General features: G+C 36.6%; 9 protein-coding genes. 3 read left to right on the top strand and 6 right to left on the bottom strand.

The window, feature by feature from the left end; all coding sequences use genetic code 11:
- Nucleotides 1-84: 84 nt before the first annotated feature.
- The gene (locus AAHB15_RS24070) at nt 85-2,511 is read right to left on the bottom strand and encodes a putative bifunctional diguanylate cyclase/phosphodiesterase (RefSeq protein ID WP_342043511.1); all 2,427 of its coding nucleotides are present in this window, start codon (nt 2,509-2,511) and stop codon (nt 85-87) included.
- A 10-nt stretch (nt 2,512-2,521) separates the two neighbouring features.
- A complete protein-coding gene (locus AAHB15_RS24065; RefSeq protein ID WP_335574974.1) occupies nt 2,522-3,703 on the bottom strand; it encodes a beta-ketoacyl synthase N-terminal-like domain-containing protein in 1,182 nt (393 codons plus the stop codon).
- A gap of 178 nt (nt 3,704-3,881) precedes the next feature.
- Between AAHB15_RS24065 and AAHB15_RS24060 the strand changes: the two genes are divergently transcribed.
- Complete coding sequence (locus AAHB15_RS24060) at nt 3,882-4,103, top strand: hypothetical protein (RefSeq protein ID WP_335574975.1); 222 nt, start codon at nt 3,882-3,884, stop codon at nt 4,101-4,103.
- Between the two features lie 143 nt (nt 4,104-4,246).
- Here the strand turns inward: AAHB15_RS24060 and AAHB15_RS24055 are convergent, their stop codons facing one another.
- The 3 genes from AAHB15_RS24055 to AAHB15_RS24045 all read right to left on the bottom strand — a co-directional run bounded on the left by AAHB15_RS24055 (nt 4,247) and on the right by AAHB15_RS24045 (nt 7,968).
- Nucleotides 4,247-4,630 (bottom strand): VOC family protein, encoded by a 384-nt coding sequence (locus AAHB15_RS24055; protein WP_335574976.1) that lies wholly within the window; start codon nt 4,628-4,630, stop codon nt 4,247-4,249.
- Between the two features lie 52 nt (nt 4,631-4,682).
- Nucleotides 4,683-7,283 (bottom strand): phosphoenolpyruvate synthase, encoded by a 2,601-nt coding sequence (gene ppsA / locus AAHB15_RS24050; RefSeq protein ID WP_342043510.1) that lies wholly within the window; start codon nt 7,281-7,283, stop codon nt 4,683-4,685.
- Nucleotides 7,284-7,797: 514 nt separating this feature from the next.
- Nucleotides 7,798-7,968, bottom strand: coding sequence for a hypothetical protein (locus AAHB15_RS24045; RefSeq protein ID WP_342043509.1), 171 nt, complete (start codon nt 7,966-7,968; stop codon nt 7,798-7,800).
- A gap of 364 nt (nt 7,969-8,332) precedes the next feature.
- On the opposite strand from AAHB15_RS24045, the gene AAHB15_RS24040 reads away from it, so the two are divergent.
- Nucleotides 8,333-9,226, top strand: a complete 894-nt coding sequence (locus AAHB15_RS24040) for a CPBP family intramembrane glutamic endopeptidase (RefSeq protein WP_335573824.1) — start codon at nt 8,333-8,335, stop codon at nt 9,224-9,226.
- A 1,004-nt stretch (nt 9,227-10,230) separates the two neighbouring features.
- On the opposite strand, the gene AAHB15_RS24035 is transcribed toward AAHB15_RS24040, so the two are convergent.
- Nucleotides 10,231-10,980, bottom strand: a complete 750-nt coding sequence (locus AAHB15_RS24035) for a DeoR/GlpR family DNA-binding transcription regulator (RefSeq protein ID WP_342043508.1) — start codon at nt 10,978-10,980, stop codon at nt 10,231-10,233.
- Between the two features lie 252 nt (nt 10,981-11,232).
- Here AAHB15_RS24035 and tkt point away from each other — a divergent pair, with 252 nt between their 5' ends.
- The gene (tkt, locus tag AAHB15_RS24030; protein ID WP_342043507.1) at nt 11,233-13,221 is read left to right on the top strand and encodes a transketolase; all 1,989 of its coding nucleotides are present in this window, start codon (nt 11,233-11,235) and stop codon (nt 13,219-13,221) included.
- Nucleotides 13,222-13,231: the final 10 nt, after the last annotated feature.

Raw genomic sequence — 13,231 nt, 5'->3', positions numbered from 1 at the left:
AAATATGGATTTTTTTGCAATTAATAAAAATAATGAAGAAAATGGAAAGGGCGAACAGTTTAAAATACTGTGCGCCCTTTCTTATTAGACTAATGTTGTTGCAGGTTCATTGTGTTGCTCTAAGAAGCTTCTTTCAAATTCTTCATCCGTTATCGGAGGACTGAACAGATATCCCTGTACAATAATACAGCCATTTGCTTTTAGGAATTTTAACTCCTCTTCAGTCTCTACTCCTTCCGCAATCACATCAAGATTTAAATTATTGGCCATTGAAATAATGGTTTTTACAATTGACCGATTTTCAGAATTGCTTGTAATATCTCTTACAAAGGAACGGTCAATTTTTAGATTATTAATTGGGAACTTTTTCAGATAACTTAATGAGGAATTTCCTGTTCCAAAATCATCTATTGAAATCGATATCCCCATTGCCTTTAACTCATTCAGCGTGGAAATCACAGAATCGATGTTCGCCATCGAAATACTCTCCGTTATTTCTAAATCTAGATATTGAGCGTCAAGTTTTGTTTCTATTAAGATATTTATAATAGATTCTACAAAGTTCCCGTCATAAAATTGCCGCATTGAGATATTTACGGATACTGGTATAGGAGTGTACCCCATATCTTGCCAAATCTTATTTTGAAGACATGCTGATTTCAAAACCCATTCACCTAGTGGTAATATGATTCCAGTTTCTTCTGCTAAAGGTATAAATTCAGCAGGTGAAATCATTCCTAATTCAGAACTCTCCCATCTTAATAATGCTTCCATACCAATGATGCTGTTCGTTTCAATATCCATTTTTGGTTGATAAACAATTTTAAGTTCATTAGAATGTAATGCTTTTCGCAGAGCTTTTTCTAATACCATTTTCTTCTGATAATCATCATTCATCTCCTGCGTAAAGAAGGAATAAGCATTTCTTCCTGATTCTTTGGAGGAATACATTGCAATATCAGCATTTTTAATTAAAACATCTGGATGATCACCATCCGTTGGATACATACTGATTCCCAAACTGGAAGTGACAAATAGTTCATGATCTTTTAGAGTAAATGATTTCTTAAATATATTTAACAATCTTTTTACAAAGATCGTTGTTTCATCCTTCGTTACACTAGATAAAATAAAGGTAAACTCGTCACCGCCGAGTCTATAAACTGAAAAATCGGTCACCCTTTTATCATCCGCATTACTTAACCGTTCTGCTACTTTCTTTAATAGAAGATCTCCATTTTCATGATTGAGGGTGTCATTAATTATTTTAAAACGATCTAAATCTAAAAAAATGACGGCAATGCTTTCTTTATTGAGTTTTGCTAATTTAATCCGTTCGATTAAATCCTGATGAAATGCCCGCCGATTAGGTAATCCGGTGAGAGGATCATGAAGAGCTTCCCACTCTCTCTTTTTTTCATTGATTTTCCGTTGTGTAATATCAGTCGCTACACTAAGAACTTGCTTATCTCCAGATGAAATAATTGGCAGCTTAACGGTTTGTATCCACCTTTTATTTCCTTGTGAATCAATGATTTCATTTTCCGGAATATGCTTTTCTTCTAAGGTGGATAATACCTGATGATCTAAACTTATATTCTGTTTTGCCATATCCAAATCAGGATTATAATCCATCTCAAAATTTCCGATAAGTTCTTCGGAATTCACCCCAAATAGTAAACCATAAGCTTGATTGGTTAATGTATATTTTCCATCCTGACTTTTGGCATAGATATAGCTGGGATTCATATCGATGATTTTATGAAAAAATTCTTTTTGATCTAAAAGTACATTATTCATCTTAGCAATGATCTTTTGGTGCATTCTAATAACAGGGATGAGGATCCCAATCGATAAAAATAAAACAGCGATACTGCTTGGTAATAACAAATAGCTTTTAATCATATTTAAGATTCCAATACAATATCCTACTGTTGCAATGATAATAAAGTAATAGACAAACGTTTTGGTTTCAGAATCCTTCAGGTTTTTACTTAATGCAAGGGATAATACGGTGATAATAATGAATATTAATAAATTAAAGTTAAAGATCCATGACAAATCTCCATAGACTGGGTATAAGAAACTTACCTTTATTAATCCCTGCGGTTTTACTAACTCAAAGCTTTGAATTCCTTTGTGACTCCATCCAATCAAGTAGACAAGGGTTGACCATATATAAAGAATGTCTATAGTAAAGTTATTCACTGCATATTTTACCATTCTAGATGCAACCATTTGTGTTTGGTTTATCGCCGCATATATAACGGAAAATAAAGTTGGACCCAACATAATTGAGCCAAAACGAAATAACTTAAATAAAAACTCTATAACGCTATTTGAAAAAAATTCACGAGCATATAAAAAAGAAACATCTATTTGCCAAAACGAGGTAAAAATAAAAAAGAGAAATAAAAGCTTTGATAATTTCGTTTTTCCCAAAATATAGATTGTTGTAATTCCAGCTGCTAAAGGAAATAATGCAAAAGAAATCATTAATAAATAAATCATTGCTTCTTCCTCAATTTCCTTTTGTAATTAATAAACAAGTATTATTTCCGCTAACCCCATGGTTAGTTATTGCAACACTTTCGACATTTTGATACTTCGTCTTAAAGACAATTGGCAAGTCATTAAAACCGTCTCCACTCGTTTTAATTGTTGGTGGTATAAATCCATATTCCATACTTAATAACGAAGAGACGACTTGGATCGCTCCCATTGAGCCAAAGGTATGGCCGGTCATTCCCTTTATGGAAGTAATAGGGACAGAGGACCCGAATAGATTAGTATGAGTAATGTAATCAATCATATCATTCTGTTTTAATCCCAGCGCTTGACTGTTTACATAGGTGGGAGAAAAATCGCCTATTGCACTTTTTAAGGCAGCTGTCATCAAGGTTCCTGTTGTATCGGACATTAACATGGAAAGAGCTTCATTGTTAGAAGCCACCCCGTTGACTTGCCCCCATATCTTAGCGCCTCTTGAGTCTGCGTCTTTCTTCCGTTCCAGGATAACAACGGCAGAACCCTCTGATTTAACAAAACCCTTATGAGATGTGGAAAAGGGTACCCCAGTTTCTTCAATCTCCACATTTTCGGCAATCGCATCCGTCTTTAAAAATCCATAGGTAATCCAATCCCCTAAAAGAGCATCTGTGCCTCCAACGATACATATATCTGCGTATCCAGCTTCTAAGAATAATTTACCCATAAGGATCGCATCTAAGCTTGCCGTACAGCCAGTAGAGATGGTATAAGCCTGTCCATTTATTCCAAGATGCTTAGTGATCCCAGAGGATAATGTATGCGGATCTCCGATAGGAACATATTGAATAGGTACTTTTCTAAGGTTATTACCATGGTTAGAGAACTTTTCAACTTCCAGAATTCCTCCACCGGATGTACCCATTATGACGGCAACACGTGCAAAATCATCACTTGGCAAGTTGGCCATCTTATAAGCCTCCTCAGCTGCTGCAATGCCCAACTGAGCAGCTCGTGGGTACCTTTTATATTTTTGACCAGAGATAACTTCCAAATCTTCATGAACTACTCCACATACTATATTAGAGCCGTTATTACCACGGCCGTGGAGTATTTCCTGTGTACAGATACCCTGTTCTAAAACGACTTTAAATTGACCTATATTACTGATACCTGGGGCTTTAACTCCATAACCGGTAATGACAATTTCATCCATAGTTGACCTCGATTATGATAAATTTTATATTAATCTATAAAATTATATTATAAGATGTAAATCGACCATCAACAACAAATTCCGACATATAGATCCTTGCTATTTTTCCCCAGTTGCAACCTGGTATTATCAGAATTTAACCGAACTTTTAAGCATATATAAATAAGAGGTGATTGAAATGGATAAACATCTACAACAGACTTTTGATATCCGTTTTTTAAAAATTGGTGGAATGGTCAATGGTGGAGTTTTACAAATTGGTTGTGGAGCTGGTAAACCCCCGCGAGTCCCTCCTATTGGCTATACTACAGTAGGAAGTTCATTAGTTGGTTTACCAGCAGCAGTATCTCAACAACAATTTGCTGTCCCATTACAAGCAGCAATAAGACAGAAATCATAAACTACTTGCTTTCTATACTTTATTTTTTTAAGCAAAACTTTGATGGTTATTTTACAGTGCTACGAAACAAATTTGTACGAAAAAACGGCTAGGTTACTTCTAGCCGTTTAAAGTCGTCAGAACTAGGATAATTCGTCATGAAGTTACTTCTGCACTATTTGAATAAGGTTGCCGCATGTATCGTCTAAAACAGCTATTGTGACTTCTCCCATTTTTGTCGGTTCCATAGTGAACCTCACGCCTTTTTCCATTAATCGCTCGTACTCTTTGTGAACATCTGCAACGCCAAACATTGTTGCTGGAATGCCTTCAGCAAATATCTTGTTTTGATACTCCTTTGCGGCAGGATGGGCATTCGGTTCGAGTAAAAGCTCGGTACCATCTTGATCATCGGGAGATACAAGCGTTATCCATCTAAATTCTCCGACGGGAACGTCCTCCTTTTTTACAAACCCAAGCTTTTCTGAATAAAACTCCAATGCCTTGTCTTGATCTTGTACGAATATACTGGTAACAATGATTTTCATTCTGTTTTGCCTCCTTTAATATTTTGACGCATTACTGTAAAGTATTTAGCAATTATAATAAATCAATATACCCTTCTGTTCCATGCACGCGAATTCGTTGCCCGTCTTTTATCAGTTTGGTCGCATTTTCCACTCCAACAACTGCTGGTAAGCCATATTCTCGTGCGATCACTGCTCCATGAGTCATCAGCCCACCCACTTCGGTGACTAGGCCTTTTATCGATACAAACAACGGTGTCCAGCTAGGGTCAGTAAAGGAGGTGACTAATATATCTCCCTCTTCTAGATTAGCATCTTCCATATTTAAGATTACACGCGCCCGTCCCTCTATCACTCCGGAAGAAACAGGCAGACCCACAAGAGCTTCGGCTGGGAGATTTTCTCGTTTGTACTTACCTGAGAGTGTTTCACCATCAGATGTGATCACACGCGTGGGAGTCAGTTTTTCATATAATTTGTACTCGTCTCTTCGCTTGCTAATGATCTGGTAATCCAATTTATTGGTCCGTACGACATCAAGAAGTTCTTCAAAAGTGAGGTAGTATATATCTTCTTTTTCAAGAATAACGCCCGCTTGTGCGAGTTGTTCGGCTTCTTTCAGTAAAGCCTGCTTATAAACGAAGTAGCGATGAATCATGCCGTATTTTGGATATTCCCTAAACCCGATGAAATTCCGGATTCGGTCAATCATACGTTTGGTTTCTTTGGCTTTTTGTTCACCATCCTGTAATTGCTTCAATCGATCTAATAACTCTTGTTCTTTTTTCAAAGCCTCCAGCCGCCCTTGCTCAAATTTCCGAATGCTTGCATTAGGCTCAAAGTTTTTGATGTTCCCCAGAATCATGGGAACAAGTGTAATTGGTTTTTCACTCCATCGTGTTCTAGTAATATCGATTTCTCCGGCACATCGCATTCCGTATTTGTTGAGAAAAGCTATTATTGCGTCTCTAGCTTCCTGTCCACCATCAAAATTAACCAGTTCATCCAAAAAGTTATCATCTTTTATATGTTGTAAATAATCAATTACTTCTGGATAAGGACGAATCACATCTCCGACATCCAATAGTGCTAGACCCATTTCCGAAGTAATATTGTTTGGTACAGATTGAGAAAGCGTGTCTGCTGCGTTTTTTTCACCTAACCACTCGTTCATTTTTTCATTGATCCATGTTGAAGCATTTATAGCAGCCATAAATACAGCTGAACTTTGTGGGTCAAATAAAATCTTCTTTAATTCCAGAATATCTTCTAGAATAAAATCAAATAAATCTATTCCTGATTTAGTTTGGATGTTTTGTTTTAACTCTTCAATCGATGTTTGGCTACGATTAATCAAATCAGAAACGATTGATGGATTGCTTTCAATTTGTTCCAACATATCTGAATTGCCTCTAGTGGGACTCGGTGCTTTAATATCATTTGGTAACGATTTTATAAAATCTCCACGCTCAATGATGCTCATAAGTGCGTCTTTCATGAGCGGATCGTGTTGTCCCATAGCATTTAATAAAATGTTTCTACTGACAGGTGAAGCCAGTTGATGTGTGACATCAACAAACAACCTTCCACCCGCTTTACGCATCGGTGCATTAGTTGTTAATAGGAAAAAAGACAATCCCAATGGTTTTATGGGGTCTGTCATCATTTGTTGATGACCGACAGAGACATACACGTGATTTTCCTGATCGTTTGCTTCAGGGATGGGGAAAAGCGTAGTGATTGGCCGACTCTGGACCATATAAAAAGTATCATCAACCAAACACCATTCGATATCTTGTGGGCAACCAAAATAAGCTTCGATTTGTCTTCCAATGCGCGCTAGTTGTAAAATTTGTTGTTCAGTAAGTGTTTGCGTCTGTTGCTGATCAAGATCGATCTCGTGTGTCTCTGTTCCGCCTTCTTTCCGTCCATAGATAGCCAATTTTTTGGTTGCTATCCTCTTATCAACGATTTGCCCTTCCGTTACTTTGTAACAATCGGCAGATACCAAACCAGAGACCAGTGCTTCTCCAAGCCCAAAACTGGCATCGATTGATAGTAACTTTCGATTGGAACTAATCGGATCAGCGGTAAATAATATCCCTGAAGCCTGCGGGAAAACCATCCTTTGAACGATAACGGATAAATAAACTTGACTGTGGTCAAATTCATTTTGCATACGGTAGATTACCGCGCGATCCGTAAATAGGGAAGCCCAGCATTTGCTGATATGCTGCAAGATTCCTTTTTGGCCGATAATATTTAAATAGGTGTCGTGTTGACCAGCAAAAGAGGCATGTGGTAAATCTTCAGCAGTCGCACTAGAACGCACTGCATAAGCATGTTCCTCACCAAACAGGGAGAGATAGTGAGCAACTGATTTCACAACATCGGAAGGAATTTCTACTTCTATAATGAGTTGTCGAATCTTCCTGCTGATTTCTCCAATTTGATCTCGATCCTCTACTTTTAGTTTTGTTAGTTGATTCAACAAAGCTTGAAACGTTTCATTTTGTTCGATGGCTTTTTTATATCCCATTGTTGTAACACAAAATCCTTCTGGTACTTGTATTCCTTGAATCTTTGATAATTCCCCTAAATTTAACCCTTTTCCGCCAACGAGCAAAAGCTGTGTTCCTTCCATTTCCTGAAAACCGAGAACCAAAGGACTCATCTAAATCTCTCCTAACCATTACATTTCTTTTGGTTTCTTTGATATATTTATCCCTCTCAGCAAATCTAGTTAAAGTTCTATTGTATTTTAGCAGTAGCAAATAAGAATAAATAGTCTATATTATCCATTTTTTGTATGATATAATTAAAGTAGGAAGAGTTAGAGTTCAATTTTCAAAACAACTCTATCTTCGTCTTTGAAAAGTAGGTGACATAGATTCTCCAAATACAGTTGTTGGTGTGAAGATAAATAGTTTATAAATATTAGTAATGATGAATGCAAATGCAATTGATTTTAACCAAGAATAAATTTCTATTTTTGTATGATCTTTCATATTTCTTCTCCTATTACTCTCTATTCCAAATGCAAAATTTTTTCTGTTTTAACATAACTTAACAGTATATATTAATTACTTGTTAATCTGCACCGCTTGTTAAAAAGAAAAGCTGCTTCAATGGCAGATGGATCTTCGTTATATGTGTAAAACGGCTTTATCAAGATTCTTTTCATGTAATTAATGATGTTCAAGGAATTTAAAAACAGCTCGAATAGACCTAACAAGACTTGGTCCAAATAATTCTGCAAGATCAAAAAAAATATCAAGGAAGTCCCACCACTTGGATTCCTTCCCTTCCTTTTTTCTCTTATCCATTCGGGCCTTTCTTTTCTCTTTAAATGTATTCATTTACACCCACCCATCCCGTTTTAAACTCGGAATCACCTACACATGCAAAGTAATTTTACCATAAATGACCATTTTTTTATTTAAAAAACCAGCAGTTTATTTACAAAATTAGAAAAAGAGCTTGACGTCAAATTATTTGTAATAATAGGATAATTAAGGTAATTAAATAAATCCGGAGGTATATATATGTAAGTGTGTACACTTTTTAGCGCGTTTCCCAGGGACCCCCTTGCTGATTTTTATTAAGTAATCTAAATTAACAAAACATAATGAAATTAATTCAACTAATTTTACTAACCTAAACCAATAATGTAATAATTTGTATGCGTTTTTCAAAACTACTAGAATGTTGGTGTAAATATAATTGGATTTTATTAGAGTAATAAAAGGCAAAAATAGCTGGAAGCGGTATTTATCTTCATTTATTGTCATTATTCTGTTTATCTCTGTCGGGGCGCTGCCTTATGTCATCATTAGTGAATGGATCGTTAATACGGATGGAAACCCCAATACCTATTTTGATTTTGATAAAGAGGATTATGTGGGAATTAACCCGTTACTTTATTTTGTCTTGATGAATTCACAATTTTTATTTTGGCTTTTGGGCCTTTTTGTCGCGATTCGTTTCATTCATAAACGGAAATTTTCATCGCTCATTACGCCAAATAGAAAAATAGATTGGAAGAGAATAGGCTTTGGATTTATTACCTACTTTGTCATCTTAGGTTTGACTTCCATCATCGATTGCCTCTTAAACCCTGGGGATTACTCATTCAACGATGTCAGAGTTTCTGATTTTTTGATTTTATTTGTGATCGTGCTGGTTTTAACTCCCATTCAAACGACCTGTGAGGAATTATTTTTCAGAGGATATCTCTTGCAGTTGTTAGGAAAATGGTTTCGCTTTCCATTTCTTTTATCTCTTATAGCAGGCTCGATTTTTGGTGCGCTCCATTTCACCAATCCTGAAATGAGGTATTCCCCCCTATTGGTTGGAGTGGATTATTTGTTAACTGGATTCATTTGGTGTTATATCACCGTAAAAACGAACAGTACCGAATTGTCGATTGGAGCGCACGCAGCAAATAATATGCTGTTGGGGTGGTTCATCACGATGGATGACTCTGCCATGGGTAACATTCCATCGTTATTTGTTGTCACAAATATTGATCCGGCTATTTCACTTATGTGGACCATTGTTTCTCTTGGGATTTTCTTATTTATCTCTTTGAGAAAATACAAATTTACCAGACTTTAATAAAGATGCCAGGCACCTTGCTAATTCTGAAAGGTTACTGGCATCTTTTTGTGCTTAGTAATCATTACTTAAACTAAAGCCCTCTATAGTGAACAAGAAAATTTATTTATTGTGGTAAATTGATTATTTGTAACGCATATAGAAATGCAAAAGAGTTGATACTGTAAGCGTTTTCAATTATAATAAAAATGGTTGGATAACAAGTGGGGTTATCGCCGGTGTTGGCGAAGGATGGGGCTGATACCACGGAGCAGAACTAAAAAGCTCTCTTTTTTTTTGTCTTTTTTAATTGGGTTTCTTCCTATGATTATTTCTGTTGCTAATCGAAGAGGTATTCACTTAATTAAACATCATGATTTTAATGAAATCCTACCGAACAATTAAATCATTCTTCAGATTCAATTGTAAAAAGTAAGGAATAACCCAATCATTAGAAAAGTACCCAAAAGGCTGTGGAGTGAATATGAAAGCTCCCTTTCTCCTTCTCAAATTAAGTATTTTAAACGAGATAGAGATCGAAATATTAGTATCCTGTCCCTTTTCTTAGGAACTGGAATTCGGGTAAATGAATTATCAAATCTAAGGATTAAGATATCGATTTTACTTCCAAAGCCACAAAATCAGCTTCCCTGTATTCATCATCTATCTCTTTCCCTTTATAGTTTCTAATTAACCTGCTAACGAACATTGACCGCCTTCATGGCGGTCATTGGCTTTTTAATGTATCGTTGTTTTTGAAAAAACCTTGACCCATAATAGGACAATTTAAAAACACACTATCACCACTGCCAACTACCAGCTTATTTTTAACCATCAGATATGGCTTTCGAATAACAGGTGTTAAGGCCGTTTGGAGAAGATTTCCGCCTTACTAAAAAGCAGAACCTCTTCCAAGATATAGAATAGAACCTATATCTATACAACATGTGGGTATTAAACTTTTTATAGAAAAATGTTGACAAACTATTAACTGTTTTAGCTCAAATTAAAAATAACTAGTATAGTTAGATAATTTCGATACCTAATTCCATGTACTTGTTTAAATTATGACTTAGTGGACCGTCTTCCGTAATTAAGTAATCAAGTTCTGAAACGGGACCAACCAAGTAATTGGAAATAGTATTAAGTTTACTTCTTGTTACCAGGGTTGCGATCTTATTTGAACTTTTAATCATCTGACGTTTAGCATGAGACTCTTCTATATGAGGGATGCTGATACCAAAGTCAGGGTGCAGGGAATACACTCCTAAAAAACAGAGATCGGCTCTAATATTTTTAAGCACCTCAATTACATCCAATCCTACAGTCACAAAAGATTCCTTAAAGAAGGTTCCGCCCAAAAGGATGATATCTGTATTTGGATGTTTTGATAATGCCAAACTAATAGAGGGACTATTCGTAATAATGGTCCCTTTAAACTCCATTGGAATTTCTTGAGCCAGAAAAAGATTTGTTGTACTTCCATCGATTAAAAGAACTTGTCCATCTTTAATAATTTTCACTGCTTTTAAAGCCAATTCTTTTTTTGCATCTATATTTTCTTCCGTTCTTTCAGAAAAAGTTAAAGCACTCGCTGAAGCAGGAAATGCCCCGCCGTGTACTCTTTGGAGAAGACCAAATGAATCCATTTCCCTTAAATCTCGTCTAATTGTGTCCTCGGAAACATCCCATTTCATGCTTAATTCTTTAGCAACGACTTTCCCTTCTTTTTCAAGTATTTGTAAAATTTTGCTTTGCCGTTCTTTTCTAAGCATAACAATGATCAGCCTCCGTGTTTTTGCATGTTTTTTCTTATATATTATATTATTTTTTCTGGAATTCACTAATTTTAAAAAAATTCAACGAAATTATTCTTGTTTTTTCTTGTTTATAGAGATAAAATATTCTCAAACACGAAAAAACTAGATTTAAGATGCAAAAACAAGAAATTCTTCTAGGCAAGAAACCTAATAACTGACATTTTGTACTAATTTTAAAATTACATGAATAAAGAGGAGGAACAAAAGATGAATCACAGTATTGAAACACTAGCTGTAAATACGATTCGTACCTTATCAATTGACGCGATCAACAATGCTAATTCCGGTCATCCAGGTCTTCCTATGGGTGCTGCTCCAATGGCATATGCACTCTGGGCACATCATCTAAATCATAATTCTGCAAATGCAAAATGGTTTAATCGAGATCGATTTATTCTTTCTGCCGGACACGGATCTAGTTTGTTGTATAGTTTGCTTCATTTAGCTGGGTACAATGTTTCTTTAGAAGATTTAAAAAGTTTTAGAAAGCTTAATAGCAAAACACCTGGTCATCCCGAATTTGGTCACACAGAAGGTGTTGAAGCGACAACTGGGCCTTTAGGGCAAGGAATTGCAAATGCAGTAGGTATGGCGATGGCTGAAGCGCATCTAGCTGCAAAGTTCAATCAGGACGGATACCCTGTAATTGACCATTATACATATGCGCTAGTTGGCGATGGAGACTTAATGGAAGGCATCTCTTATGAGGCCATGTCTATGGCCGGTCATATGAAACTAGGAAAATTAATTGCATTATATGACTCAAATGATATTTCTTTGGACGGTGAATTAAACCTTTCATTTTCAGAGAACATTCAAAAAAGAACAGAATCTGCTCATTGGCAATATTTACGAGTAGAAGATGGCAATGATGTAGCAGAAATCTCAAAAGCTATTACATTAGCTAAACAAAATACAAACCAACCAACTTTGATCGAAATTAGAACCACTATCGGTTATGGAAGTCCCAAAGTTGCAGGAACAAACAAGGCACATGGAAATCCCCTTGGAGCAGAAGAAGCTCGTGCAACAAAACAGGCATATGGCTGGCACTATGAAGAGGATTTCTTTGTACCAGAAGAAGTTAAAGCCCATTTTGAAGAGCTAAAACAAAGAGGAATTAGCCAAGAACAACAATGGAATGCATTATTCCAGTCTTATCAAGAGACATATCCTGAATTAGCTAAGGAACTGCAACATGCCATCACGGGAGAAGTTTTATTCAATACGGAAGACATCCTGACATTTGATACAGGTAAAACAATTTCAACTCGTGTAGCCAGCGGAGAAGCCATTAACCATTTTGTAAAATCAGTTCCTTCTATTTTTGGGGGAAGTGCGGATCTTTCTCACTCCACAATGACAGATATAAAGGAAAACGCAGCATTCGCAGTAGAATCATTTAGCGGACGAAATATCTACTTTGGTGTTCGGGAACACGCAATGGGAGCGGCTGGCAATGGTTTGGCTCTTCATGGCGGTGTAAAGCCTTTTGTAAGCACATTCTTTGTTTTCAATGATTATCTCAGACCGTCAATTCGTCTGGCAGCCTTGCAAAAGCTTCCAGTCACTTATGTATTTACTCATGATTCGATTGCGGTTGGTGAAGATGGTCCAACTCATGAGCCAATTGAGCAGCTAGCTTCTCTTCGTGCGATCCCAGGGCTAACCGTGATTCGCCCATCAGATGCAAACGAAACGGCAAGTGCTTGGGCTTATGCACTACAACAAATAGACGGTCCGGTTGCCTTGGTACTAAGCCGTCAAAACCTGCCTGTGTTCCAAGCAACACAAGCCAATTTAGACAACCTTTCTAAAGGAGCTTACGTATTAACGCAAACAAATGACCAACCAGAGGTTATTTTGATCTCTACTGGTTCAGAAGTGTCATTAGCCATTAACGCGAAAGCTGAACTTGAAAAGGAAAATGTGTCGGTTCGCGTTGTCGCAATGCCAAGCTGGGAACTTTTCGATCGTCAACCGAAAGAATACAAAGAGCTTGTCTTCCCTGCTTCTATTACGAAGCGTGTGGCACTAGAAATGGGTATCTCTCTTGGATGGGAACGCTACGTAGGATCAGAAGGGAAAGTATTATGTATTGAAACATTCGGTGCTTCAGGAACGGGCACTGCAGTCATGGAGCTATTTGGATTTACGACAGAAAATGTTGTTCGAACTGCAAAAAGTCTACTGTAATCTTAAAATG

This window comes from Bacillus sp. OTU2372, assembly GCF_038440275.1.
GTDB classification, from domain to species: Bacteria; Bacillota; Bacilli; order Bacillales; family Cytobacillaceae; genus Neobacillus; species Neobacillus bataviensis_B.
The sequence above is the reverse complement of the archived record's forward strand: the minus strand, read 5'-3'. Positions and strand labels throughout refer to the sequence as shown.